This is a genomic window from Klebsiella sp. SYXHC3, from assembly GCF_057196925.1.
In genome coordinates, this window is sequence record NZ_JBXUNG010000001.1 from 249,104 (window position 1) to 272,968 (window position 23,865).

Genomic DNA, 23,865 nt, shown 5'->3' on the forward strand with positions numbered 1-23,865 from the left:
GACAGACAGACGACAGCAACCCGACAGCCGCATGACGCGCGGTTTACGCCTGTACGGTTTGCCACGGACGCACGTTCATGCCGCGGAAAATCATCAGCCAGGCGGCGACTATCGCCAGCATTAAAATGAAGAATAGCGACCAGTGCGGCAGATGGGTGAGGATTATCCCGGTTAGCATCGGATTGAACGCCGCGCCTAACCAGCCTAACGACTGGGCGGAAAAGTAGCTGGCTTTCATACCGGGTGGGGCAATCTGATCGATCAGCATATATTCGCCCGGCGCATAAATAATTTCGCCAAGGGTAAAGATGGCGGCGGAAATGCCCCACATCAGCAGATTATTACCGGAGAGGATAAACCCGCCGAGACCCAACACATAGCACAGGGTGCCGAAGGTCATTAGCGGGCGGATGTTTCGCGCCGAAAGCCGTCGCCCGACGGCATATTGCAACGCGACGACCACCGCGGCGTTGACCGGCAGCACTACCGCGACCACTTTTTCCGCGAAGTCGCTGGTGCCTGCGGCCAGCACATACTGCGAAATGCAGGAGGCGAAAGAGCCGCCGACAAATGACGCCAGCAAGCCGGAAAAGGTAAACCACAGCAAGGCGCGGTCGCGCAAAAGCACCGACGGCGTCCACTGCGGCGTGATGCCTTCCGCACTGGCGGCAGAGGTGCGCTCGACGAAGAGCTGAATAAACACCAGCGGGAAGGCGGCGCACAGCGCAGCCAGCCAGAAAGGCAGGTTAATACTCTGCATTACCAGCAGGGTGCCGATTGGCGGCCCAACGGTCCAGCCGATATTGAGGAAGGTATAGTTGAGCGAAAAGATGCGCGCTTTTTTCTCCGGCGTCAGCACGTCGGCAAACCAGGCTTTCAGTACCGTGGAGAAAACCGAATAGGCGCAGTTGATCAATGAGAAAAAGAACACCACCAGCGCCACGCTATTGACCGCGGGGATGGCGATAAAGCCCACGATAAACGCTACGATGGCGATCAGCATATAGCGTTTTTTGTCGAACTTATCGGCAAGAATACCGAAGCCCATGCTGAAGATAACGCCGACGACCAGCGCGACGGAGAGCGCATAGCCAATGACATCGACTTCCAGCTGGAACCGACGGGTGAGATAAATCGTCATAAAAGGAAGCGTTGCGCCGCGGCCGATGGTTAACAGCAACGACGACGCCAACAGCGCTACCGTTGAGCGCCTGATGGTGGTTGTCATTTTTTCCTTGCCCGATGAAGTGTTTTATTTTTGTTGTGCCCGATCACAAATAGCATGCTAACTGAGCCTTGTATAGCGGGCTCCGTGTCGGAAAGTGCCTTCAGCACCTGCTAAAAATAATGATCTGTTCGAGCGGCGGGAATTTGGTTACTTTGACGGTGGTCATCGTTGACCAGGAAGACAGGGGCTTCGTATGACGCGCAGAGATGGACTGCTGGCAATGCTGGTAGTGGTGGTGTGGGGGCTTAACTTTGTGGTGATTAAGCTCGGGTTGCACAATATGCCGCCGCTGATGCTGGCGGGGTTACGTTTTTTGCTGGTGGCGTTTCCGGCGCTGCTGTTCGTTGCTCGGCCCAAAATACCGCTGCGTCTGCTGCTGGGCTACGGCCTGACCATCAGTTTCGGTCAGTTCGCCTTTTTATTCTGCGCGATTAACCTCGGTATGCCGGCCGGGCTGGCTTCTCTGGTGCTGCAGGCGCAGGCCTTTTTTACAATCGTGCTGGGCGCTTTTGTCTTTGGCGAGCGGTTACAGGGAAAACAGGTCGCCGGTATCGCGCTGGCGATTTTTGGCGTCCTGGTACTGGTTGAGGCCAGCCTCGGTGGCCAGCACGTGCCGCTGGTCGGTTTTATGCTGACTCTGGCGGCGGCGTTTAGCTGGGCCTGCGGTAACATTTTCAACAAGAAGATTATGTCTCAGCAGCACAAGCCGCCGATTATGTCGCTGGTGGTGTGGAGCGCGTTGATCCCGGTTTTACCGTTTATGCTGGCGTCGGGTATTGTTGATGGGCCGCAGGCGATGGCGGAAAGCCTGGTGAATATCGACGCCACGACCGTGCTATCGCTCATGTATCTGGCGTTTGTCGCCACTATTGTTGGTTACGGTATCTGGGGAGCGCTGCTGGGACGTTATGAAACCTGGCGGGTGGCGCCGTTGTCGCTGTTGGTGCCGGTGGTCGGGATGGCCAGCGCGGCTCTGCTACTCGGTGAACGGCTCAATGGCCTGCAGCTGTTGGGGGCGGCGCTGATTATGGGCGGGCTCTACATTAACGTGTTTGGTCTGCGGCTGGTGCGCCCGGGCGCGGCGCGGGATAAAAAAGCCCCGCGTTAGCGGGGCCCAGGAGATATCAGAACAAGTGGAGCATTAGTTGTAATACGGTACGCCCAGCTCATCCGATTTATCATTGCCGGCAGCCATGTGATTAAAATCAAACGGCGAGTCGTTATGTTCCGAAGGAATAATCATCGCATCCCGGTTATTGTGGCGAACCGGAGTGGTGGTTTGCTCCGCGTAACTCTGGCTTGCAGCCAGCGCCATTAGCACGATGGCGGCGGTAGCGAATAATTTCATGATTTCCTCGATACGTCTTTATGCAGGCGATTAACAACAATAATTATTTAGTGGCATCAGGTAGCGGGATTCTCCCGGAACGTTGGTGATGCGATATTTGTGCGGCGGAACATCGAAGTAGTTTTTAAACGTTCGCGTCAGCGTCTGTTGCGATTCAAAACCGTAACGTTCAGCCAGATACAAAATTGGCTCGTTGCTCTGCTTGAGTTTTTGCGCAATCTCCGTCAGCTTACGACTGCGGATGTACTGGCCCAGCGAGTGGCCGGTCTCTTTCTTGAACATTCTTTGCAGGTGCCATTTGGAGTAACCTGAGCGCTCCGAAACTTTCTCCAGCGACAATGGAGATTCCAGGTTCTCTTCGATCCACGACAAAATACTATGGATAGTGATGGCGTCGTTATTGCGTCTGGACATCATCTTACCTCTTCTTATTACGGCAGGACTTTCTTGAGCAGTTGCTCAAGCATGACCACTTCGTCTGCCGTTAGATTTTTTGTTAGTTCCTGGTGCAATTTTTGACCCACAACCTGATGACAGTGCTCACAAAGGGCTGCGCCTTCTGGAGTCAGTTGCACCAGAATACCGCGCTTGTCATTGGGGTTGGGCAACCGTTCTATCCAGCCTTTGCAGACGAGTCTGTCGAGCATGCGCGTCATTGCGCCTGGATCGACCGACAGAACGGTCTTCAGCTCAACGGGTGTCGTACATACCTCGCAGCGAATGGAACAGAGCACCCGAAATTGGGTAGCGGTGATATCCATGGGTGAAAGGTAGTCGTTGAGCAGTCGATCTTTTTTCTGGTTAACCATCTGGATCAATCGGCCGAGAGGGATCATCTCGTTGAACAGATTGTTGGTGTTTTCCATGATAGTTGCCCAGGCAATTATTTAGTTGCGATGGATATTATTGCCGTGGCAATCATAAGTCAACATTATGAATTCGCCGATGCCACGATTTGCTAAAGAACGATAATTTGATGGTGGTCACTTTTTTCCATTTTACTAACGCTTGTTATTTTTTATAAGCGTGATTTTTTCATGGGGTGTGGCATCTGCGCTGCTGCTGTCGATATACTCACGGGGTGAAACTGTACTGAAAAAATGATACTTAACGGGATGTTGACTCACTATGCTGGAACTCTTTAAAGCAATAGGGATCGGTCTGGCGGTGATTTTACCGCTGGCGAACCCGCTCACCACCGTGGCGCTGTTCCTCGGCCTGGCGGGCAATATGAACAACGCCGAGCGTAACCGGCAATCGTTGATGGCATCGGTGTATGTCTTCGCGATCCTGATGGTGGCGTGGTATGCCGGCCAGGTGGTCATGAATACCTTCGGTATTTCCATTCCCGGTCTGCGTATCGCCGGCGGGCTGATCGTGGCTTTTATCGGTTTTCGTATGCTGTTTCCGCAGCAGAAAGCCCATGATTCGATGGAAGCGAAGATCAAATCGGAAGAACTGCAGGATGAACCCACGGCGAATATCGCCTTCGTGCCGTTGGCGATGCCCAGCACCGCCGGGCCGGGCACCATTGCGATGATTATCAGCTCCGCCTCGACGGTGAAGCACGGCGTCGATTTCCCTGATTGGGTAGTATTGGCGGCGCCGCCGATTATCTTCGCGCTGGTGGGGATCATTCTGTGGGGCTGCCTGCGAAGTTCCGGGGCAATCATGCGGCTGGTGGGGAAAGGCGGCATAGAAGCGATTTCCCGCCTGATGGGTTTCCTGCTGGTCTGTATGGGGGTTCAGTTCATCATTAACGGCGTGCTGGAGATTATCACCAACTATCACGCCTGATCGCGATAACTTTCTGAAAGGCCCGGCGACGTGTCTGTTTCGGGCCTTTTGGGGATAGGATGTCGGCGCCGCGGGCGGCATTGACCGCCCGCGGCGTTATCATGAGTGATGCGCTTGCTGTTCATCAAGCGGCGTTGGCCAGCGGCGAAAAATCATCACTGCCCAGACCAGCGCCACCAGCGCCGGCACTGCGCCAACGTAGCCTATCGCCGACATCGACAGCTGCTTACTCACCTGGCTGCCGACCAGCGCGCCGGCGCCTATACCAATATTGAAAATACCCGAAAATAGCGACATCGCGACATCGGTAGCATCCGAAGCCAGCGCCAGCACTTTCACCTGCATGCCGAGGCCGATGACCATTATCGCGATCCCCCAAAACACGCTGAGCAGCATCAGCTGGTTGGCGTTCCGTGAGGCGGGTAGCAGCAACAGCAGGCATATTAGCAACAGGCCGATAGCGGTGGTAATCAGCCCTGAAGCATGTTGATTGCCCAGCTTGCCGAAGATAATACTGCCGATAATACCTGCGCCGCCGAGCACCAATAGCAGTAGGGTGGCGAAGTTACCGCTAAGGCCAGCGACGGTTTGAACGAAGGGTTCAATATAGCTGTATGCCGTGTAGTGCGCGGTCACCACGATAACCGTCAGCAGATAAATGCCGAGCAGCGCCGGGCGGCGGAACAGTTCCGGCAGGCTCTTCAGCGAACCGGAATGTTCGCTTGGCAGCGCCGGCAATAGTTTCGCCAGGCACACCAGCGTCGCTAAAGCGCCAAGACCAATGGCCAGGAAGGTGGTGCGCCAGCCGAAATATTGCCCGACGATACGGCCAATAGGGATGCCGAACACCATGGCCAGCGCGGTACCGGTGGCGATAAGACTTAGCGCCTGTGCGCGCTTGCCGGGAGGGGCCATACGAATAGCCAGCGCGGAGGTGATCGACCAGAACACCGCATGGGCGAACGCAATGCCAATTCGACTCACCACCAGCACCGTGAAGTTCCACGCGAAAAATGACAATACGTGGCTGGCGATAAATAAGACGAACAGGCCAATGAGCAGGCGACGGCGCTCCATCTGGCTGGTCAGCAGCATGAATGGCAGCGACATCAATGCCACTACCCAGGCATAAATGGTCAGCATGATCCCGACCTGGGCCGTTTCCATGCCGAAGCTGTCGGCGATATCAGACAGCAAACCGACCGGCGCAAATTCCGTGGTATTAAAGATAAAGGCGGCAATTGCCAGCGTGACGACCCGCAGCCACGCGACTCTGCGTGAGACCGTATTTGTAAGCATAAATTCCGGGCTGGTAGTAATGAGAAGAAGAGAAGGCGATCTTAAAACGAATGCTGCTGAAAATACAATCACTTTGTGATCTGTGTCTCATTTTATGCTGACACCTGTGCCTGCTAACAACTTAATTTTTCAGCTAATAGTGTGCACCCGCGCTTTCTGTGTCATGTTGATAGACGATAAAAAAGGGGAGCACGATGAAAGAAATTAGTTTTTACCTGGTCGATGCCTTCAGCGATCGCAATTTTGGCGGCAACGCGGCGGCGGTGTGTCCGCTCAGCGAATGGCTGCCTGATGAAACGCTTTTAAAAATGGCGCAGCAGCATAATCAATCCGAAACGGCGTTTTTTGTTCGTACCGACAGCGGCTATGAGCTGCGCTGGTTCACTACCCTTGATGAGATTAATCTCTGCGGTCACGCCACCCTCGCAGCATCGCACGTGATTTTTGAATATCTCGATCACCCTTCGGCAACCATCGTATTCAGCACCCGTTTTGTCGGTGAACTGCGGGTGACGCGCAGCGGCGATTGGCTGACGCTGGATTTCCCCGCCTGGCAAACGACGCCGGTGCGCGACGTGCCGACGGCACTGTTCGCCGGGTTGGGTATCGATGATGCGCTGGAGGTGCGGGAAGGGCGTGATTACCTGGTGGTGCTACGCGACCGGGCGCAGGTTGAAGCGGTACGTCCGAATATGGCGCTGCTGGAGGCGCTGGATAAGCGGATTTGCATCAGCGCCGCCGACGAGGAGTACGATTTTGTCAGCCGCTTTTTCTGTCCCGGTGATGGGGTGCCGGAGGATCCGGTAACCGGTTCAACCCACAGTATGCTGATCCCCTACTGGGGAGCGAAGCTCAATAAAACCGACCTGCTGGCGCGCCAGGTGTCGGCGCGCAGCGGCGAGCTGCGCTGCCAGTGGCGCGATGACCGCGTATTGATTAGCGGCCAGGTGACCACCTATCTGCGCGGCACGGTCTATTTGCGCGAAAGTTAACGATAGTTTCCCCGGCTGACGCAGCGCTTAGCCGGGCAATCCTAACTAAGCGAGGCGCCGCCGCACATTACCAGCTCTTGTCCGGTCATGGCCGCGGCTCCTTCGCTAAGAAGCCAGCTCACCAGCGACACCACTTCCTGTGGCTTAATCAATCTACCGAGCGGCGGCGTCTTCGGCGGCGAACTCTCCCGCCCTGGCTGGCGCAGCATTGGCGTATCGGTGGCGCCGGGGGCGACCACGTTAACGGTAATGCCCGCCGCGGCAAGTTCCGCCGCCCAGCTTCTCGCCAGCGCCACCAGCGCCGCTTTGGTTGCCGTATACTGAGAACGGCCTGCCGCTCCGCGAGAGGTTCGGCTACCCAAAAGGATAATCCGACCGCCGCGGCTCATAACGGGCGCAAAGCGGTTGGCTAAGGTCTGCGCTGCATCCACATGCAGACGCCATAACGTCTCGCCACGCAGTGCGTCAAGTTCTCCTAGCGGCGCCGCCGCCATCATACCGGCGGCATGGATAATCGCCTGCGGCGTCGGTACCGACGACAGAGCATCAACCAGCTCCTGGCGGTCGCTCAAATCGACTGCCAGATGCCTGAAGCCTTCATGAGCGAATGGCGGCGCGGAGCGGCTTAGCCCGAGCACCTGCCAGCCCTCCGCCAGCAGTTGCCCCACAATCGCCGCGCCGATCCCCGAACTGGCGCCTGTGACCAGTGCCTGCTTCATGGCGCCTCCAGCATGCTGCGCGGTACTTTAAACACCGCTTTCCTCACCGGGGCGGGTGTTGCAAAGGCGCATAGCGCCTGGTGTGGTTCGCCGGGCAGAAAGACCGCGAAGTCGCCGGCATGCAAATGCAGCGTGACGCTTTGCGGCGTCTGCTGGCTGATAAAGAGATCTGGTTTGCGTTGTTCATCGTCGGGTTGGCCGCTGTACAGCATACCGGCATGAATAGTCTCCTTTCCGCTTAAAATGACCTGAATATCGGCCCACTGGTGGTGGTATTCGGTATGTCGCTGTTCTGCCGCCTGGGTTTGCGCGGTGCCGATGGTGCAGTACCAGTCGCTATCAGTAGGCTGAAAGCGACCATCTTCACGGGCTGTCAGGGCGGCAAGAGAACATTCAGGACGGCTGAGGATTTGCCGTAACGCCAGTGGCAACCCCGCCTGAGGCAGGGCGTTCAGATTACCGATGATCATGCGATTTCTCCTTTCACCCACTGCGGCGATACGCGGATATACTTGATGGCCTGTCGGTACCAGGTATAGGCAATGTGTAAATTACCGTCTTCACCCTGTTTAATACTGGGGTAGGAGAATTCGCGGTTCAGTTTTTGTTCGGAATTGTTGGTCATACAGTAGCCGTCGCCCTCATCAAGGTTGCGCATCCATGGCCAGCTTTTACCGCCGTCAGCGGAAATCGCCACGGTCATTGGCGCACGCGGTGCGCCCCAGAAGGCGGTTTTGCCAGTGCGTTCAGGCTCTTTACGACCGTCATCATCTTCTATTTCATCGTATAACGATGCCCGACGCTCGCTGGCGCCTGCTGCGCTCATGTTATTGAACACCAGTGCCAGATCGCCGTTGCTCAACGTGGTAACCTGAATGGACGAGTTATTGTTTGGCAGCGTGGTGGGGATCGGCGCTGACCAGCTTTCGCCAAAATCTGTCGACCGGCTGTACCAGATATGATCGGCCCAGCGGCTGCGGAAGAAGGCGACCAGCGAGCCATCGGCCAGTGGGGTGATATTCATATGCACGCAGCCGAGGCTCTGCGGTACCGCCACGTCGCGCCAGCTCTTGCCGCCATCGGCTGAGATTTTTACCGCACTCACATCATCGTTACCGACCCATTTCTCCCCCGGACGGGTACGACAATAGAAAACCGGCAGCAACCAGTTGCCGTTGGGCATCACGCTGATGGGTTGCCGAATAAAGGTGCCGGGTTCATCGAGCAGGGTGGCGATTGCGCCCCAGTGCTTTCCTCCATCGCGCGACTGGCGATAACGCACAATAGCGGTGTCCTGATTTCCGGCGTGCTGCGCGGTCCATAACAGCCACAGCACGCCATCTGGAGCCTGAAACAGCACCGGGTTCTGTTCCGAACGCTGCGGATCGTCGGATAACTTTACTGCTTCGCTCCACGTTGTGGCGCCCGGCGCTAAACGCGCCCCCCAGACTGAAATATCCGCTTTTCCTTCCTGCGAACCGCCAAACCATACGCACAGCAGCGTGCCATCGGGCAGCGGCAGAAGATTGGCGGCGTGGTTTTGCGGGCAGCCGGAGGGCAACATTGCCCATGCCAGATGAGGATCCTGTTGGTGTTGGCGAATTACGCCGTCAAAAGTTGGGGTGGTGGTCATTTTTACACTCCACGTTGTTCAATGGGGGCCGGGGATGATTGTTGCGCTTTATTGGGGATCAGGCGGTCGATCACCATAATCAGGGCCGGGGTGATCAGCGCGATGTACATGTTATTGATGCCGAACGGATCGCCGAGCAAATACCACGCCGAAGTCACCACGCAGGCGCCGATAAGGCCAGCGTTCGCGCCGCGGGCGCTCTTAAAGAACGGCGCATAGAAGGCGATGACCGCGACGACGGTGATAGAGAGCCTGATGGCGCGGGTAAAGAAGGAGAGCTTCAGCACTTCCGGTACCAGCAGCACAAAAATAAGCGGCAGAAAACCGATGATCAGCGAGGCCCAACGAGTGGCTTTAAACTCCTGCTCCGGCGTTGGATTGCGCCACGGCACGTAAAAATCTTTTACCACCAGCGAGGCAATCGCCAGGGCAACGGTACTGACGCTAACGAAAATTGAAGCTACAAGTGACGTTGTCACTAACCCGGCAAGCCACGGGTTCATATCTTGCAGGAACACCGGCAGGGCGTACAGGCTATTGATTTCCGGGTGTAAAAACTTCGCCGCCACGCCGATAATGGCGATCGCGAAGGCGATAGGCAGGCAGAAGAAAAAGGCAATCCAGGTAGAGCGTTTCGCCGATTTTACGTTTTTTGTCGAGCTGATAGCCTGAATGACAAACTGGGTACAGAAGATGGAGCCGATGGTGCCGATAAGCCAGGCGCAGATCGTGCCGGCGCCAAAATTACCATCCCAGGTCCAGTAGTAATCTGGCATTTTCTCGATCATTGGCGTAAAACCGCCGGTTTTTGCCAACGCGAAACCCATAATAATAAGCAGGCCGGCATATTTTAAAGCGCTGTGCAGCATGGTTACCCAGGCCACGCCTTTCATACCGCCAAAGGCAAAATAGAAAGTACTGACGATGGCGGTAATAAACGCCGCGAGGGGTAAATTGATCTTTAATACCGTAGAAATGGCCGCCGCGCCGCTGACGTAGTTACCGACGTTCACCAGCAACAGGGCGTAAATCATAATAATGGAAATAATATTCTTGGTGCTGGTGCCGTATTTCTCGGCAATCGCCCCGGAAATAGTAATTTTGCCAGTGTTATAGATGCGCTTAACCAGTATCAGGCCAAATAGTGGAAAGCCAATGGCGGCGCCCAACACCGACCAGGAGGCGGCAATCCCGCTCTCAAAGGCGGCCTGTGCGGTTCCGATAGTGGACTTGGCGCCGATATATTCCGACATCAGCAGGATACCGACAATAAAGGCCGGCATCGCGCGCGAGCCCTCCATAAAATCCCCGGAGTTTTTACTTCTAATACGGAACGTCAGCCAGGTGGTAAATAAGATATAGGCGATGACAATGCCAACAATAATAAAGGTATCTTCAGTGGTAAAATGATTCATCTTAGCCTCTCTTTGGGCGTACGAATCCTGGGCACGCAGGTGCCCGGTCTATTTTGTTGAAGAAGCGCAGCGCTTAATTAAGATACTGCGCGATGATTCCACGTATTTGCTGCAGTTGAGATGCGCTAAACTGCACCGCGTAGCGGCTATCGCCGACCTCATGGCCCATCAGCTGCAATGCTTTTTTCACCGCGGCGGGGGAAAAGGCGACTTTGTAGAGATCGGTACGCAGGCCGGTGACGTTTTCCTGCGCCAGCCTGGAGGCTTCAATATCGCCTGCCTGGAAGGTTGACCAAATCGCGTTAATCTCCCGTGGCGCAACGTTAGCCAACCCGGAAATGCAGGCTGAACAACCGTCAACGAAACCCTGATGAATCAACGAATCCGGCCCGTTCAGAACATTAAAACCGTCGATATCCTTCACCGCATCAAGAAAGCCCTTAAGACTCTCATAACTCCCGGCGCTATCTTTGATGCCAATGATGTTGCCATGCGCAGCCAGCTGACGTGCGGTTTGCGGTTCAATGGTGTTACCGGTGCGCGCCGGGATGTTATAGAGGAATACCGGTACGCTTAGCGCATCGGCGATCGCCGTGTAGTGGCTTACCAGCTCATCTTGTTTTAGCGGCACGAACCACGGGGTGATGACGGACACCGCGTCGACGCCTGACTTTGCTATCTGCTGGCCAAGACGAATGGTTTCCCGCGTCGACACTTCGCCAATATGCGCCACCACCGGCGCGCGTCCGGCAACCGCCTCGACGCAGGTTTCGGCAACAGCTATTTTTTCCGCCTCATTAAGGACGAAAAACTCACCGTTGGTCCCGCCGCAAAAAATGCCATTACCGGCGGCCAGCTGACGTTCTACCTGTTGGCGCAGCGCCGTCAGGTTCAGTTCACCGCTGGCGGTAAAGGGGGTAACAATGGCGGTTAACACGCCGCGAATGGAATGATGCATTTATTTCTCTTCTCCCTGATGAGATGACTGTGGAAACAGCGTCTGGTAAATCGCCTGGACTTCGTCCTGGTTCACGCTGCATGGGGCATTATTCATTAATCGTTTTACTTCCAGCGCCGCGGCGCTTAGCGTTTCAATACTCTCTGGTGGTACACCCAGCGCGGCGAGGTTGTCCGGCAGCGCCAGGCGTTTCACCAGTTGCGCCAGCCAGCGGACCAGCGCATGAGATTTCTCTTCGTTATTCAAGGTCAGATCGGCGTCCGGGATCAGATCCCAGACCTGGGCGAATTTATCCACCGCGTGCGGGCGTACGACCTGCATACAGGGGGCCAGCAGAATGGCGTTCGCGACGCCGTGCGGCAGATGCCAGGTGCCGCCAAGCGGGTAGGAGAGCGCATGCACCAGATGCGTACCGGCATGATTGATAGCCACGCCGCCGTAATACGAGGCCCATAGCATCTCCAGTTTCGCCGTAAGATCCTGCGGGTGGGTTACGGAACGCTCAATATGCCGCACCAGCTTATGCAGGCCGATTAAGGCGGCGTTATCGCTCACCGGGTTAGCGACGGTTGAAGTAAAGCACTCCAGTAGATGACACAGCGCATCGATGCCGGTGGAGGCGGCAATGGCCGCAGGCATACTGGTGGTCAGTTCCGGCAACAGAGCCACGAAATCCGGCAGCAGTAGCGGGGAGATAATCCCCACTTTGGTATTACGCTCGGGAATAGCCAGGATGGCGTTTGGTGTCGCTTCCGAGCCGGTGCCTGCGGTGGCGGGTATCAGCAGCGATGTCAGACGCAGGCGCGGTTTCTCGCCGTCGATCAGCGCGTTGAGCGCAGGGGAGGCGGGATGAAGTAATACCGAGAGCAGCTTCGCCACGTCGAGGACGCTGCCGCCGCCGATACCGACGACCATCTCCGGTTGCGCTCCCGCGAGTTGGTCAACAATTTGCGCCACGTCATGTTGGCTGGGCTCTGCCGGTACGGAATCCACGATCCTCACCTCAACGTTATTCTCGCCCAGCAGATGTTGGATCTGTTTGGTCGCTGCCAACTTACCAACGTTCGCATCGGTGACCAGTAAAATGCGCTTTTTACCTGCCAGCACTGGCTTCAGGGCTGATATGGCGCCCGCGCCGCTGATAATCGTGCTGTTAATCGTCGCCATGTCTCACTCCTCTATTGTTATGATTGAATTCAATCAACATGCTTAGTGTTCACTCATTTCAATGAGCAAAAGTTATAATTTATACGGACGTTTAATAACTTGAGCTTGCTCACATTTAATCAAATATGATTGAATATAATCATTAACGATTCAAATAAGCGATGAAGGAAAGAGAATGAGCTGCGGCGATAACCCTGTTCTGGTGCTGGCAGATGACTTTACCGGGGCCAATGATGCTGGTGTCAGTCTGGCGGAAGCGGGCCTGGCGGTTGAGGTGGCCTTTAACGCCGGCCATCAGTCCACCACCCGGGCGTTGGTCCTCAATAGCGATAGTCGGGCGCTTTCCAGGGCGCAGGCTGCAGAGAAAGTGAACGCAGTACTCCGTGATGCGGCAAATTTCGCCGCCGTCTGGCAGGTGAAGAAAATCGACTCCACCCTGCGCGGCAACCCCGGCGCGGAACTGGAGGCGATGATGCGTGCGCGGAGCTGCTCTGTCGCGGTTGTCGCGCCTGCCTTTCCGGGGGCAGGGCGTATAACCCGCGGGGGGCGCTGTTATGTCCACGGCGTAGCGCTTAATGAAACAGAATTCGCCAGCGACCCCAAAACCCCGGTCACTAGCGCCGATATTGGGCAATTGCTCGCCATGCAGAGCCAGCTGCCGTGCCGTTCGCTTGACGTGCGACAGCTGGCAGCCGCCCTTGCGGAAGAGAGCGACCAACCACGGGTGTTGATTATTGATGCCGAAGAAGACGAGCAGCTGGATGAGGTTATCGCCGCGGTAGCCAGCCGCGCGCGGCAAACGCTGCTGGTGGGCTCTGCGGGGATCTGCGAGGCGCTGGCGCGCTATCTGCGCCGGGATGCGGCCGGGCCGTTGCTGGCGGTGGTCGGCTCCATGAGCGAAATAGCACAGGCTCAGGTCGCCGCTTTGGCCGGCCATCCGCGGGTCGAGCGGATCGGGATTGATGCCGCCCGCGCCTTTAACGGTGACGCCCTGGCCGATGCCCGGCGAATCGCCGCGGTGCTGGCGGCAAGTCATCATTGCGTGGTTACCACCTGCGCGGACAGCGCTGCCCGGCACGGTATTGAGGCGCAGTGCCGTGAACGCGGGTTGAGCCGCGCGTCGCTGGGAGAACGGATCTGCGCTTATCTCGCGCAGGTCACCCAACTTGCCGTTGAGTTACATGCGCCCGGGGCGCTTTATCTGTCCGGCGGCGATGTCGCTATCGCCGTCGCTCATGCGCTCGGCGCGCAGGGGTTTTATATAACCGGCCGGGTGGCGCAATGCGTGCCGTACGGCCATTTTCTCGGAAGTCGCTGGCCGCGTCCGGTGATGACCAAAGCAGGGGGATTCGGTACGGAGACCACGCTGCGGGATGTCGTGAATTTTATTGAGGAGAAACTGAGTGTCTAACATGATTGCGGTAACGATGGGCGACCCGGCGGGCATTGGTCCGGAAATTATTATTAAATCACTGTGCGAAGGCGAGCTGAGCGGTGCGCCGGTGGTGGTCGTGGGCTGCGCGCAGACGCTGCGGCGAATCCTGGCGCTGAACATTACCCCGCGTGCGGAGTTGCGGATTATTGAGCACCCGAGAGAAGCGCTGTTTTCACCCGCGACGATTAACGTGATTGATGAACCGTTAAGCGATCCGCAGGCGTTGCGGCCAGGCGAAGTCCAGGCACAGGCCGGGGATTTGGCGTATCGCTGCATCAAGCGCGCCACCGCGCTGGCGCTGGCGGGCGAAGTCAAAGCTATCGCCACCGCGCCGTTGAATAAAGAGGCGTTACATCTGGCCGGGCACCATTTCCCTGGACACACCGAACTGCTGGCCCATCTGACGCAGACCAAAGATTATGCCATGGTGCTGTACACCGATAAGCTCAAGGTGATCCACGTCACCACCCATATCGCGCTGCGGCGTTTCCTCGATACCCTAAGCCAATCGCGGGTGGAGACGGTTATCCGGGTTGCCGATGATTTTTTACGCCGCGTGGGGTATTCGCAGCCGCGCATCGCGGTAGCCGGAGTGAACCCGCACGCCGGTGAAAACGGTCTGTTCGGCGATGAAGAAATCCGTATCGTCGCCCCAGCGGTTGCCGCCATGGAGGCGCAGGGTATCCATGTTGTCGGACCGTGCCCGCCGGACACCGTCTTCATGCAGTGCCACGAAGGCATGTACGATATGGTGGTGGCGATGTATCACGATCAGGGGCATATTCCGCTCAAGCTGCTTGGATTTTATGATGGGGTGAATATCACCGCCGGGCTGCCGTTTATCCGCACGTCCGCGGACCACGGCACCGCCTTTGATATTGCCTGGACAGGTAAAGCGAAGTCTGAGAGCATGGCAACCTCCATTGAGCTCGCCATGCAAATCGCACAGGAATAACATGAAGGGATATAATCGGTTAGAGCAGATTATGGACTTCCTGAAAAGCCATAATCTGGTAACGGTCGACCAACTGGTTGCGGTAACTAACGCCTCGCCGGCGACCATCCGTCGCGATCTGATTAAACTCGATCAGGAAGGGGTCATTAGCCGTACCCACGGCGGCGTGACGCTCAACCGATTTATTCCCACACAGCCGACGACGCTGGAAAAAGCGCAGCGTAGCCCTCAGGAGAAATACGCCATCGCCAGGGCGGCGGCGTCGCTTATCAAGGCCGGCGATGCCATTGTGCTGGACGCCGGTACCACCATGATTGAACTGGCGCGACAGATTACGCATCTGCCGCTGCGGGTCATCACCAGCGATCTGCATATCGCGCTGTTTCTGGCTGAATTCAAACAGATTGAGGTGACGATTATCGGCGGGCGCATCGATGACAGCAGCCAGTCGTGTATTGGTGAGCATGGGCGACGCTTGCTGCAGAATGTGTGGCCGGATCTGGCCTTCGTCAGCTGTAACGGTTGGGATTTGCAAAAGGGCATTACCGCGCCGACGGAAGAGAAGGCGGCGCTGAAGCGCGATCTGATCGCCAACGCCCGGCGGCGGATCCTGCTGGCCGACAGTTCGAAATACGGCGCCTGGTCGCTGTTCAATATCGCGCACCTCGACTCACTCACGGACATCATCACCGATGCGCATTTGCCAGGGGAGACCCGTGATGCGCTCCAGGAACTCTCGCCGCGGCTGATTATCGCCGATTAACGTCCGGCCATCATGTCGCGCTTGCCGCCTGACGGTCCTCGTTCAGCAATTCAATAAATGCCTCCAGCTGGCGCGTCTTCGCGCCGCGTCGCCACACAAGCCAGGTCGTCAGCCAGCGCCACTCTTCGGCGAGCGGCCAGGCGGAAACCTGCTGATGGCCTGGCATACTTTCCAGCATACTGCGTGGGATCAGCGCCAGCCCGGCGCCGGCGATCACGCAGGCTAACATACCGTGGTAGGACTCCATCTCATGGATCCTTCCGGGCGTCGCTCGGTCGGCGTGAAACCAACTCTCAAAATGACGGCGGTAGGAGCAGTTGGCGCGAAATGCGTAGACATTCGCGCCGTTGACCTCGCTGGCGCGGGTTACCGGCGCATGGCCATAAGGGGCGACGATCATCATCTCTTCCGGGAACACCGGTAGCCCCTCCAGACCGGGATGAACCAGCGGACCGTCGACAAACGCCGCGCTGAGCGTGCCTTCCAGTACTCCGTCAATCATGGTGCCGGAAGGGCCGGTGGACAACGCCAGGTGGATCTTCGGGTAACGCTGGTTGAAAAGGGCTAACGTGGTGGGGATGCGCACCGCAGCGGTACTTTCCAGCGAGCCGAGGGAAAACAGCCCCTGCGGCTCATCGCCGGCGACCACCATCCGCGCTTCATCGACTAACGCCAGGATTTGCTGGCTGTAGCGTAAAAAACTGTGCCCGGCGGGCGACAGACGCAGCCGTTGATTTTCGCGAATAAATAGCTCGACGCCGAGGTCGGCCTCCAACTGGCGAATGCGGGTGGTCAGATTCGACGGGACGCGATGCACCTTCTGCGCGGCCTGGGTAATACTGCCGGTACTGGCGACGGCGTTAAACATCTCAAGTTGGGTAAGGTCCATAGTATTCTTCTTTTGTGAATGTATTGCTTAATATTATTCATTTTCAATGAAAGGAAGAGTAGGCCACACTATCCACACTTCGCAATCCCTACAGAGAGAATAACCATGAATTTATCTGCCACCCACGCGGTTTCCGTGAACCCGACCACTGGTGAAGTCGTGTCGTCTCTGCCGTGGTCAACCGAACAACAAGTGGATTCAGCCATTGCCCTGGCGCAACAGGGTTTTCGCCAGTGGCGCCAGGTAACGGTCGCCGATCGCGCCGCCGCGCTGCGTAAAGTCGGCGGCGCAATGCGCGCCCGCGGTGAAGAACTGGCGCAAATGATCAGCCTTGAAATGGGTAAGCCCATCGCCCAGGCACGCGGCGAAGTGAGCAAATCGGCTAATCTCTGCGACTGGTATGCCGAACATGGCCCGGCGATGCTGGCGACCGAAGCCACCCAGGTAGAAGATAATAAGGCGGTGATTGAATACCGGCCGCTGGGGCCGATTCTGGCGGTGATGCCGTGGAACTTCCCGGTCTGGCAGGTTCTGCGCGGCGCGGTACCGATTCTGCTGGCTGGGAATAGCTATCTGCTGAAACACGCGCCGAACGTGATGGGCAGCGCGCAGCTGCTGGGCGAACTGTTTGCCAAAGCGGGTCTGCCGGCTGGCGTCTTTGGCTGGATCAACGCCACCAATGAAGGCGTCTCGCAAATTATCAATGATGATCGTATCGCGGCGGTCACGGTGACCGGTAGCGTACGCGCCGGGCGGGCAATCGGCGCTCAGGCCGGCGCAGCGCTGAAAAAATGCGTGCTGGAACTCGGTGGTTCCGATCCCTTCATCGTGCTTAACGATGCCGATCTGGACGAAGCGGTGAAAGCCGCCGTTGTCGGCCGTTATCAGAACAGCGGGCAGGTCTGCGCGGCGTCGAAACGCTTTATCGTTGAGGCGGGTATCGCCGACGCTTTTACTAAAAAATTCGTGGCCGCGGTGGCGGCGCTGAAAATGGGCGACCCGCGCGACGAGCAAAATTACATCGGCCCGATGGCGCGTTTTGATTTGCGCGATGAACTGCATCAACAGGTTGAAGCCACGCTGAAGGAAGGGGCGACGTTATTGCTTGGCGGCGAGAAAATCGCCGGCGCCGGCAACTACTACGCGCCAACGGTACTGGCCAACGTGACCCCGGAGATGACCGGTTTCCGTCAGGAGCTTTTCGGCCCGGTGGCTACCATCAGCGAAGCCCGCGACGCGGCCCATGCCCTTGAACTGGCTAACGATAGCGAGTTTGGCCTTTCGGCAACCGTCTTTACGTCAAGCAGCGCGGAAGCGGAGCGTTTTGCGCGTGGTCTGGAGTGCGGCGGGGTGTTTATCAATGGCTACAGCGCCAGCGATGCTCGCGTGGCGTTTGGCGGCGTGAAGAAGAGCGGCTTTGGTCGGGAACTGTCGCATTTCGGTTTGCATGAGTTCTGCAATATTCAAACCGTATGGAAAGACCGCCGCTAATCGACGTTAGCGCCTGACGTCCGTCGCCGCGCTCTGCTATACTCGCCACCCGAATTTCGATGGTGGGCAAGGAGCCGAGTGTGGCGACGGTTATTAATAATGCAATGCTGGATGCCGTTCTGGCAGAAATCAGGCCGCTGATAGGGCGCGGCAAGGTAGCGGACTACATTCCAGCCCTGGCGCGGGTCAGCGGCAATAAACTGGGCGTCGCCATCTGTACGGTTGACGGCCAGCACTATAGCGCCGGCGATGCCCACGAACGTTTCTCGATTCAATCTATCTCGAAGGTGCTCAGTCTGGTGGTGGCGATGAACCATTATCAGGAAGAGGAGATCTGGCAGCGCGTCGGTAAAGATCCCTCCGGCCAGCCCTTTAACTCCTTACTGCAGCTGGAGATCGAGCAGGGCAAACCGCGTAATCCTTTTATCAACGCCGGGGCGTTGGTGGTCTGCGACATGCTGCAAAGCCGCCTGAGCGCGCCGCGTCAGAGAATGCTGGAGATCGTGCGTCGGCTGAGCGGGGTGGACGATATCGCCTATGATTCGGTGGTCGCGCGCTCCGAGTTCGAACACTCCGCACGTAACGCCGCCATCGCCTGGCTGATGAAATCCTTCGGCAATTTCCATAATGATGTCGCCACGGTGCTACAAAACTATTTCCACTACTGTTCGCTGGAGATGAGCTGCGTTGAGCTGGCGCGGACTTTCCTGTTTCTCGCCGATCGGGGGATTGCCCCGCATCTGGCGGACCCGGTCATCGCGCCGATTCAGTCGCGGCAGGTTAACGCGCTGATGATGACCAGCGGCATGTACCAGAACGCCGGCGAGTTTGCCTGGCGTGTCGGGCTGCCGGCAAAATCCGGCGTCGGTGGCGGTATTGTGGCGATTGTGCCGCAGGAGATGGCGATTGCGGTGTGGAGTCCTGAACTTGATGAAGCGGGTAACTCGCTGGCGGGGATCGCCTTACTGGAAAAACTCACCCAACGTTTAGGAAGATCGGTGTTCTGATGTCTGCAATGGAAAATCTGTTCGCCCGGCTTGGGCGTTCAACGTTCCGCTCTCGTTTCCACCTCGGGGTGAAAGAGCGGCAGTATTGTTATGATAAAGGGCCGGAGATTATCGACAGCCACGCGGCGGATTTTATCGCCAAACGGCTGGCCCCGGCGCAGATTGCTAATGACGGCAAGCAGACGCCGATGCGCGGGCACCCGGTATTTATCGCCCAGCACGCTACGGCGACCTGCTGCCGCGGATGTCTGGAAAAGTGGCATGCGATCCCGCGCGGGCGTGAACTGAGCGGCGAGGAGCAGCGTTACGTGGTACAGGTGATTCACCACTGGCTGGTGATGGAAATGAACGCGATTACCAACCGTTAACCGATAACGCTCAGGCATGGCAGTATGCCTAACAAATATTCTCATGCTATGATAATCCGCTAACTAATTATTTACATAATAATTGCCTGAAACAATTAGACGGATAATTACTGAATGTCTTCACTGTCGATTCGGTCATTCACGCTATTTCGCGAGGATCAACCGGTGCGCGATGCGCTGGTGTTATTCACGCTGACGATCCTGCTGCACTTTATGGGCGCTATGTTACGTCTGGTGCAGGAGCTCTCGTTCTTTTGGCCGCTCAATGCCGTTATGGCAGGTATTTTCGCACGCTACGTCTGGCTAAATCGCAGCTATTTTTACGCTATTTGTTTTGCCGCGATGCTGGTTTATGACGGCCTGACTTCCCGTTGGGGCATGGGTTTTGCGTCGCTGCTGATTAACTTCTCCAATATCGTCTTCATCGTCATTCTGGCGCAACTGGTGCTGTGGGATAAGCGGCGTGCCGATTCGATGCCGGGGCCAATTAACGCTCTGAATCTTTTTTGTTATTGCCTGCTGGCGGCGCTGGTGTGCGCGGCGGTTGGCGCGTTGGGCTCGGTTGATGTTGAACGGGCGACTTTTATTCCGCAACTGGCGGACTGGTTTAGCGAGCAGTTCTCGACCGCGGTCCTCATCCTGCCGTTTATTCTGACCCTGACGCTGCCATCGGTGCTGGGCCGCTTTCGCTTTAGCCAACTACTGCCGGTGATAGCGCTGGTGCTATCGATGGCGCTCGGCGTGGCGGTAGGCGGCGCCGGAAGCCTGACTTTCCCGCTGCCGGCGCTGATCTGGTGCGCGATTCGCTATCCATTGCCGCTGACCTGCCTGCTAACGTTTATTACCGGTATCACTGAGATTCTGCTGGTGGCAAACTCGCTTATCCATCTGTCGCCGGATGCGCGTCCGCAGCCGTGGCAGCTGTTTTCAACCCGTCTCGGCATGGCGGCGATGCTGATTAGCCCGGTGATCGTGGCGACCAGCGTCGAGGCTATCAATAACCTGGTCAAACAGCTGGCGCTCCGCGCTGATTTCGATTTTCAGACCCGGGTTTACTCTCGTTCCGGTTTGGGCGAGGCGCTGAAACGCCAGGCGCCGCACCCGGATAAACAGCTCTCGGTGATGGTGCTGGACATCGATGGTTTTAAACGGGTGAATGATACCTGGGGCCACGAATGCGGTGACTGCGTGCTGACCCAGTTTGCCCAGCGCGTACGTGAACTGGCGGGCGAAGAGGGAATGGTGGCGCGTATCGGCGGGGAAGAGTTTGCCGTTGCGGCGCTGCTCGATAATGCTCAACAATCCCATCTGCTGGCGGAAAAAATTCGTCAGGGGATTGAGTCGGAAACGTTCACCTGGGGGCAGCAGCGTATTCGCCTGACGGTGAGTCTCGGCTTGCAGTGCCGCGAAGTCGGTGAAGGACGGATCGCCGAGCTGTTTAATCAGCTGCTGATGGAAGCGGATGACCTGTTAGTCAACGCCAAGCAGGCCGGGCGCAATCGTGTTTGCGTGCAGGCGCTGCCTGACGGCGTATGATAAGAAAATCCAATGGTCTTTTTGCTTGAGTTAAATATTAGTTAAAAACATAGTGATGTGGTCATTTTCAGGGAGCAACCTATGGCCACACCTATATCACTTCGCACGCTGACGAGTGAATCTATTCTTGAATCCCTTCCGCAATTAAATGAAATCCTCGCCAGCTGCGTGAACGGCGGGGCTTCGGTCAGTTTTATGCAGCCGTTTTCACCGGACACCGGCGAGCGCTTCTGGCAGCGGATGGCGCAAAGCGTCGCTGCCGGCGAGCGGATTGTTCTGGCGGCCGAAAACCAACAACGGCAGATAGTGGGGACCGTCCAGTTGATTATCGACCAGCCGGAAAACCAGCCGCACCGCGCCGATGTCGCCAAGCTTTTGGTTCACCAAAATGCGCGCCGGCAGGGGATCGCCGGGTTACTGATGAGCGAGCTTGAGGCTATTGCACTGGCGCACGGGAAAACCGTGCTGGTGCTGGATACCGCCACCGGCAGCGGCGCGGAGAGCTTCTATCAGCAGTGCGGCTGGCAAAAAGCGGGAGAAATTCCGCAGTTTGCCTTAATGCCTGACGGGGAAATGTCGGGTACCTCGCTGTTCTATAAGATCCTCCCGACGACAGAATAATGCGAAGAGGTTTGATCAAAACGGGGTTTTGCGAAGCATAAAACCTGATAACTTATTGGACCAATTACTCAGGTTGTATGACTACTCTAAGAGGGAACCCATTGTGAAAACCTTAAACCGTCGTGATTTCCCCGGCGCGCAGTACCCTGAACGTATCATCCAGTTTGGCGAAGGTAACTTCCTGCGGGCGTTTGTTGACTGGCAAATTGACCTGCTTAACGAGCATACTGACCTGAATGCTGGCGTGGTCATCGTCCGACCCATCGCCAGCGATTTCCCGCCGTCGCTGAGCACTCAGGACGGCCTCTATACCACGATTATTCGCGGACTGAATGAAAAGGGCGAAGCAGTCAGCGATGCCCGTCTTATTCGTTCGGTAAACCGCGAAATTAGCGCCTACGCCGACTATGACGAATTTCTGCGCCTGGCGCACAATCCGGATATTCGCTTTATCTTCTCCAACACCACCGAGGCCGGTATCAGCTACCATGCCGGGGACCGTTTTGACGATGCCCCGGCGGTAAGTTATCCGGCGAAACTGACCCGGCTGCTATATGAGCGTTTCAGCCATTTTGCCGGCGCCGCTGATAAAGGCTGGGTCATCATCCCTTGTGAGCTCATCGATTATAACGGCGAGGCGCTGCGTGAACTGGTGCTGCGCTATGCACGTGAATGGGCGCTGCCGGCAGCTTTCGCCGCCTGGCTTGCAGAGGCGAACACCTTCTGTTCAACGCTGGTGGACCGCATCGTTACCGGCTATCCGCGCGATGAAGCGGAGCAGATTGAAACGCAGCTTGGCTATAACGACGCCTTTCTTGATACCGCCGAGCACTTTTACCTGTTCGTGATCCAGGGGCCGAAATCGCTGGCCGCCGAACTGCGCCTCGATAAATTACCGCTCAACGTGCTGATTGTTGACGATATCAAACCGTATAAAGAACGAAAGGTAGCGATTCTCAACGGCGCGCATACCGCACTGGTGCCGGTGGCCTGGCAGGCAGGTCTGGACACCGTTGGTGAAGCGATGAACGACGTGGAAGTCTGCGCATTTGTCGAAAAAGCGATATACCAGGAGATTATCCCGGTTCTCGATCTGCCGCGCGATGAGCTGGAATCATTCGCCAGCGCGGTAACAGGACGCTTCCGCAACCCCTATATCAAACACCAGCTGTTATCCATCGCCCTCAATGGCATGACTAAGTTCCGTACACGTATCCTGCCGCAGCTGCTGGCAGGGCAGAAGCAAAGCGGTAAATTGCCACTGCGCCTGACTTTCGCGCTGGCGGCATTGATCGCCTTCTACCGCGGTGAGCGTAACGGTGAAGTCTACCCGGTTCAGGACGACGCGGAGTGGATCGCACGCTTTCAGAAGCTGTGGGCGCAGCATCGCGATGGCCAGCTTTCAACGCAGGATCTGGTAGCGTCGGTGTTGTCGGTAGAATCGCACTGGCAGCAGGATCTGACGCAGGTGCCTGGACTGACGGCGCAGGTAACGGCTAATCTGGATGCTATCTTACGTGACGGCATGCGCAGCGCCGTAAAACCGCTGTGCTAAACGCTCCTCTGCAATGACCCGGCATGCTGCCGGGTTAATCTCTTTCATTAGTTACAACATTCTGGTTGTTGTTAGCAGTAAACCGTTGCAGTAACATCGTACCGACATCGCTTCGCAGCGGGGAAAGGGATGAAATGTGCACTCGGCGCTTGAAGTCATTTTCAGAAAGCAAAATAATGACTTAACGATGATGTTTAGCGTGCGGAGATCCCATCAATGAATATAGACATACGTGAACCTACTGACCGGGATTACAGCGCCTGGCGAGTGTTATGGGAGGGGTACACGCAGTTCTATAATAGCCCGCAGCCGGAAACCGTCACCGAACATACCTGGCGACGTCTGCTGGATCCGCAGTCTCCGGTGATCGGTCGGGTAGCCGTGGTTGAGGGCGAGGTGCTGGGGTTTGCTATCTGCGTACTTCACGAAGGCACCTGGGTAACGACGCCTGTCTGTTATCTGGAAGACCTGTTTGTTGCACCAAAAGCCCGCGGACGGGGAGTCGCGAGAACGCTGATTCGAACCCTGCAGGCTGAAGGTAAAATTCAGGGATGGTCGCGGCTGTACTGGCACACCCGTCACGATAATCCTGCACGCCGACTGTATGATGAATTCACCCCTGCGGACGATTATGTTCGGTATCTGATGAAGCTCTAGCTGTGCGACACAGGAGAAGCAGCATGGAAAAA

General features: G+C 56.7%; 25 protein-coding genes. 13 read left to right on the forward strand and 12 right to left on the reverse strand.

Annotated elements, in window-relative coordinates; all coding sequences use genetic code 11:
* Positions 1 to 43 precede the first annotated feature (43 nt).
* Positions 44 to 1,228 carry an efflux MFS transporter YdeE gene (gene ydeE, locus AC2CGP_RS01195; RefSeq protein WP_015705311.1) on the reverse strand — a complete coding sequence of 395 codons (1,185 nt, stop codon included), beginning with the start codon at positions 1,226 to 1,228 and terminating at the stop codon, positions 44 to 46.
* A 193-nt stretch (positions 1,229 to 1,421) separates the two neighbouring features.
* Between ydeE and eamA the strand changes: the two genes are divergently transcribed.
* Entirely contained in the window at positions 1,422 to 2,336 is a 915-nt protein-coding gene (gene eamA, locus AC2CGP_RS01200; RefSeq protein WP_045360784.1) for an O-acetylserine/cysteine exporter, read from the forward strand.
* A gap of 33 nt (positions 2,337 to 2,369) precedes the next feature.
* On the opposite strand, the gene marB is transcribed toward eamA, so the two are convergent.
* From marB to marR, 3 genes are read right to left on the reverse strand one after another with little or no spacing between them, the layout of a single operon-like run.
* Positions 2,370 to 2,576 carry a multiple antibiotic resistance protein MarB gene (gene marB, locus AC2CGP_RS01205; RefSeq protein ID WP_020078926.1) on the reverse strand — a complete coding sequence of 69 codons (207 nt, stop codon included), beginning with the start codon at positions 2,574 to 2,576 and terminating at the stop codon, positions 2,370 to 2,372.
* A 30-nt stretch (positions 2,577 to 2,606) separates the two neighbouring features.
* Complete coding sequence (gene marA, locus AC2CGP_RS01210; RefSeq protein WP_015366733.1) at positions 2,607 to 2,990, reverse strand: MDR efflux pump AcrAB transcriptional activator MarA; 384 nt, start codon at positions 2,988 to 2,990, stop codon at positions 2,607 to 2,609.
* Between the two features lie 17 nt (positions 2,991 to 3,007).
* Complete coding sequence (gene marR / locus AC2CGP_RS01215) at positions 3,008 to 3,442, reverse strand: multiple antibiotic resistance transcriptional regulator MarR (protein WP_015366732.1); 435 nt, start codon at positions 3,440 to 3,442, stop codon at positions 3,008 to 3,010.
* 262 nt (positions 3,443 to 3,704) lie between these two features.
* On the opposite strand from marR, the gene AC2CGP_RS01220 reads away from it, so the two are divergent.
* Positions 3,705 to 4,373, forward strand: coding sequence for a MarC family NAAT transporter (locus AC2CGP_RS01220; protein WP_015366731.1), 669 nt, complete (start codon positions 3,705 to 3,707; stop codon positions 4,371 to 4,373).
* A 99-nt stretch (positions 4,374 to 4,472) separates the two neighbouring features.
* Here the strand turns inward: AC2CGP_RS01220 and AC2CGP_RS01225 are convergent, their stop codons facing one another.
* The gene (locus AC2CGP_RS01225) at positions 4,473 to 5,672 is read right to left on the reverse strand and encodes a sugar transporter (RefSeq protein ID WP_213759255.1); all 1,200 of its coding nucleotides are present in this window, start codon (positions 5,670 to 5,672) and stop codon (positions 4,473 to 4,475) included.
* 194 nt (positions 5,673 to 5,866) lie between these two features.
* Between AC2CGP_RS01225 and AC2CGP_RS01230 the strand changes: the two genes are divergently transcribed.
* Positions 5,867 to 6,664: a PhzF family phenazine biosynthesis protein gene (locus AC2CGP_RS01230; RefSeq protein ID WP_213759256.1), complete on the forward strand. Its 798-nt coding sequence runs from the start codon at positions 5,867 to 5,869 to the stop codon at positions 6,662 to 6,664.
* A 41-nt stretch (positions 6,665 to 6,705) separates the two neighbouring features.
* Here the strand turns inward: AC2CGP_RS01230 and AC2CGP_RS01235 are convergent, their stop codons facing one another.
* From AC2CGP_RS01235 to AC2CGP_RS01260, 6 genes are all read right to left on the reverse strand, one after another.
* Positions 6,706 to 7,383, reverse strand: coding sequence for an SDR family NAD(P)-dependent oxidoreductase (locus AC2CGP_RS01235; protein WP_047038698.1), 678 nt, complete (start codon positions 7,381 to 7,383; stop codon positions 6,706 to 6,708).
* A complete protein-coding gene (locus AC2CGP_RS01240) occupies positions 7,380 to 7,853 on the reverse strand; it encodes a NanQ anomerase/TabA/YiaL family protein (RefSeq protein WP_213759257.1) in 474 nt (157 codons plus the stop codon). Before AC2CGP_RS01240 ends, AC2CGP_RS01235 begins: the two co-directional genes overlap by 4 nt.
* Positions 7,850 to 9,016 carry a sialidase family protein gene (locus AC2CGP_RS01245; RefSeq protein ID WP_015705317.1) on the reverse strand — a complete coding sequence of 389 codons (1,167 nt, stop codon included), beginning with the start codon at positions 9,014 to 9,016 and terminating at the stop codon, positions 7,850 to 7,852. Before AC2CGP_RS01245 ends, AC2CGP_RS01240 begins: the two co-directional genes overlap by 4 nt.
* A gap of 2 nt (positions 9,017 to 9,018) precedes the next feature.
* Positions 9,019 to 10,431: a sodium:solute symporter family protein gene (locus tag AC2CGP_RS01250; RefSeq protein ID WP_015705318.1), complete on the reverse strand. Its 1,413-nt coding sequence runs from the start codon at positions 10,429 to 10,431 to the stop codon at positions 9,019 to 9,021.
* A 73-nt stretch (positions 10,432 to 10,504) separates the two neighbouring features.
* Entirely contained in the window at positions 10,505 to 11,389 is an 885-nt protein-coding gene (locus AC2CGP_RS01255; protein ID WP_015705319.1) for a dihydrodipicolinate synthase family protein, read from the reverse strand.
* On the reverse strand, positions 11,390 to 12,556 hold the full coding sequence (locus tag AC2CGP_RS01260) for an iron-containing alcohol dehydrogenase (RefSeq protein ID WP_213759258.1): 1,167 nt from the start codon (positions 12,554 to 12,556) through the stop codon (positions 11,390 to 11,392).
* A gap of 175 nt (positions 12,557 to 12,731) precedes the next feature.
* On the opposite strand from AC2CGP_RS01260, the gene dtnK reads away from it, so the two are divergent.
* From dtnK to AC2CGP_RS01275, 3 genes are read left to right on the forward strand one after another with little or no spacing between them, the layout of a single operon-like run.
* Complete coding sequence (gene dtnK, locus AC2CGP_RS01265) at positions 12,732 to 13,967, forward strand: D-threonate kinase (protein WP_047038683.1); 1,236 nt, start codon at positions 12,732 to 12,734, stop codon at positions 13,965 to 13,967.
* Positions 13,960 to 14,946 (forward strand): D-threonate 4-phosphate dehydrogenase, encoded by a 987-nt coding sequence (locus tag AC2CGP_RS01270; RefSeq protein ID WP_213759259.1) that lies wholly within the window; start codon positions 13,960 to 13,962, stop codon positions 14,944 to 14,946. The genes dtnK and AC2CGP_RS01270 overlap by 8 nt, the downstream gene beginning before the upstream one ends.
* 1 nt (position 14,947) lies before the next feature.
* Entirely contained in the window at positions 14,948 to 15,709 is a 762-nt protein-coding gene (locus tag AC2CGP_RS01275; protein WP_015366720.1) for a DeoR/GlpR family DNA-binding transcription regulator, read from the forward strand.
* 10 nt (positions 15,710 to 15,719) lie between these two features.
* Here the strand turns inward: AC2CGP_RS01275 and ptrR are convergent, their stop codons facing one another.
* Positions 15,720 to 16,598: a putrescine utilization regulator PtrR gene (ptrR, locus tag AC2CGP_RS01280; protein ID WP_015366719.1), complete on the reverse strand. Its 879-nt coding sequence runs from the start codon at positions 16,596 to 16,598 to the stop codon at positions 15,720 to 15,722.
* A 105-nt stretch (positions 16,599 to 16,703) separates the two neighbouring features.
* On the opposite strand from ptrR, the gene sad reads away from it, so the two are divergent.
* The 7 genes from sad to AC2CGP_RS01315 all read left to right on the forward strand — a co-directional run bounded on the left by sad (position 16,704) and on the right by AC2CGP_RS01315 (position 23,833).
* Entirely contained in the window at positions 16,704 to 18,089 is a 1,386-nt protein-coding gene (gene sad, locus AC2CGP_RS01285; RefSeq protein ID WP_015366718.1) for a succinate-semialdehyde dehydrogenase, read from the forward strand.
* 80 nt (positions 18,090 to 18,169) lie between these two features.
* A complete protein-coding gene (gene glsB, locus AC2CGP_RS01290; protein ID WP_015366717.1) occupies positions 18,170 to 19,096 on the forward strand; it encodes a glutaminase B in 927 nt (308 codons plus the stop codon).
* Complete coding sequence (locus AC2CGP_RS01295; protein ID WP_015366716.1) at positions 19,096 to 19,464, forward strand: DUF4186 domain-containing protein; 369 nt, start codon at positions 19,096 to 19,098, stop codon at positions 19,462 to 19,464. Before glsB ends, AC2CGP_RS01295 begins: the two co-directional genes overlap by 1 nt.
* Positions 19,465 to 19,578: 114 nt before the next feature.
* A complete protein-coding gene (locus AC2CGP_RS01300) occupies positions 19,579 to 21,000 on the forward strand; it encodes a GGDEF domain-containing protein (RefSeq protein ID WP_015366715.1) in 1,422 nt (473 codons plus the stop codon).
* 81 nt (positions 21,001 to 21,081) lie between these two features.
* Positions 21,082 to 21,621, forward strand: coding sequence for a GNAT family N-acetyltransferase (locus AC2CGP_RS01305; protein WP_032714446.1), 540 nt, complete (start codon positions 21,082 to 21,084; stop codon positions 21,619 to 21,621).
* A 103-nt stretch (positions 21,622 to 21,724) separates the two neighbouring features.
* Positions 21,725 to 23,176 carry a tagaturonate reductase gene (locus AC2CGP_RS01310; protein ID WP_032714447.1) on the forward strand — a complete coding sequence of 484 codons (1,452 nt, stop codon included), beginning with the start codon at positions 21,725 to 21,727 and terminating at the stop codon, positions 23,174 to 23,176.
* A 216-nt stretch (positions 23,177 to 23,392) separates the two neighbouring features.
* Positions 23,393 to 23,833 (forward strand): GNAT family N-acetyltransferase, encoded by a 441-nt coding sequence (locus tag AC2CGP_RS01315; RefSeq protein ID WP_032711589.1) that lies wholly within the window; start codon positions 23,393 to 23,395, stop codon positions 23,831 to 23,833.
* The last annotated feature ends 32 nt before the right edge of the window (positions 23,834 to 23,865 follow it).

Excerpts from the sequence above, each read along its gene's own strand:
- ydeE (WP_015705311.1), bottom strand. The coding sequence starts at position 1,228 with ATGACAACCACCATCAGGCGCTCAACGGTAGCGCTGTTGGCGTCGTCG.
- eamA (WP_045360784.1), top strand. The coding sequence starts at position 1,422 with ATGACGCGCAGAGATGGACTGCTGGCAATGCTGGTAGTGGTGGTGTGG.
- marB (WP_020078926.1), bottom strand. The coding sequence starts at position 2,576 with ATGAAATTATTCGCTACCGCCGCCATCGTGCTAATGGCGCTGGCTGCA.
- marA (WP_015366733.1), bottom strand. The coding sequence starts at position 2,990 with ATGTCCAGACGCAATAACGACGCCATCACTATCCATAGTATTTTGTCG.
- marR (WP_015366732.1), bottom strand. The coding sequence starts at position 3,442 with ATGGAAAACACCAACAATCTGTTCAACGAGATGATCCCTCTCGGCCGA.
- AC2CGP_RS01220 (WP_015366731.1), top strand. The coding sequence starts at position 3,705 with ATGCTGGAACTCTTTAAAGCAATAGGGATCGGTCTGGCGGTGATTTTA.
- AC2CGP_RS01225 (WP_213759255.1), bottom strand. The coding sequence starts at position 5,672 with ATGCTTACAAATACGGTCTCACGCAGAGTCGCGTGGCTGCGGGTCGTC.
- AC2CGP_RS01230 (WP_213759256.1), top strand. The coding sequence starts at position 5,867 with ATGAAAGAAATTAGTTTTTACCTGGTCGATGCCTTCAGCGATCGCAAT.
- AC2CGP_RS01235 (WP_047038698.1), bottom strand. The coding sequence starts at position 7,383 with ATGAAGCAGGCACTGGTCACAGGCGCCAGTTCGGGGATCGGCGCGGCG.
- AC2CGP_RS01240 (WP_213759257.1), bottom strand. The coding sequence starts at position 7,853 with ATGATCATCGGTAATCTGAACGCCCTGCCTCAGGCGGGGTTGCCACTG.
- AC2CGP_RS01245 (WP_015705317.1), bottom strand. The coding sequence starts at position 9,016 with ATGACCACCACCCCAACTTTTGACGGCGTAATTCGCCAACACCAACAG.
- AC2CGP_RS01250 (WP_015705318.1), bottom strand. The coding sequence starts at position 10,431 with ATGAATCATTTTACCACTGAAGATACCTTTATTATTGTTGGCATTGTC.
- AC2CGP_RS01255 (WP_015705319.1), bottom strand. The coding sequence starts at position 11,389 with ATGCATCATTCCATTCGCGGCGTGTTAACCGCCATTGTTACCCCCTTT.
- AC2CGP_RS01260 (WP_213759258.1), bottom strand. The coding sequence starts at position 12,556 with ATGGCGACGATTAACAGCACGATTATCAGCGGCGCGGGCGCCATATCA.
- dtnK (WP_047038683.1), top strand. The coding sequence starts at position 12,732 with ATGAGCTGCGGCGATAACCCTGTTCTGGTGCTGGCAGATGACTTTACC.
- AC2CGP_RS01275 (WP_015366720.1), top strand. The coding sequence starts at position 14,948 with ATGAAGGGATATAATCGGTTAGAGCAGATTATGGACTTCCTGAAAAGC.
- ptrR (WP_015366719.1), bottom strand. The coding sequence starts at position 16,598 with ATGGACCTTACCCAACTTGAGATGTTTAACGCCGTCGCCAGTACCGGC.
- sad (WP_015366718.1), top strand. The coding sequence starts at position 16,704 with ATGAATTTATCTGCCACCCACGCGGTTTCCGTGAACCCGACCACTGGT.
- AC2CGP_RS01295 (WP_015366716.1), top strand. The coding sequence starts at position 19,096 with ATGTCTGCAATGGAAAATCTGTTCGCCCGGCTTGGGCGTTCAACGTTC.
- AC2CGP_RS01300 (WP_015366715.1), top strand. The coding sequence starts at position 19,579 with ATGTCTTCACTGTCGATTCGGTCATTCACGCTATTTCGCGAGGATCAA.
- AC2CGP_RS01305 (WP_032714446.1), top strand. The coding sequence starts at position 21,082 with ATGGCCACACCTATATCACTTCGCACGCTGACGAGTGAATCTATTCTT.
- AC2CGP_RS01315 (WP_032711589.1), top strand. The coding sequence starts at position 23,393 with ATGAATATAGACATACGTGAACCTACTGACCGGGATTACAGCGCCTGG.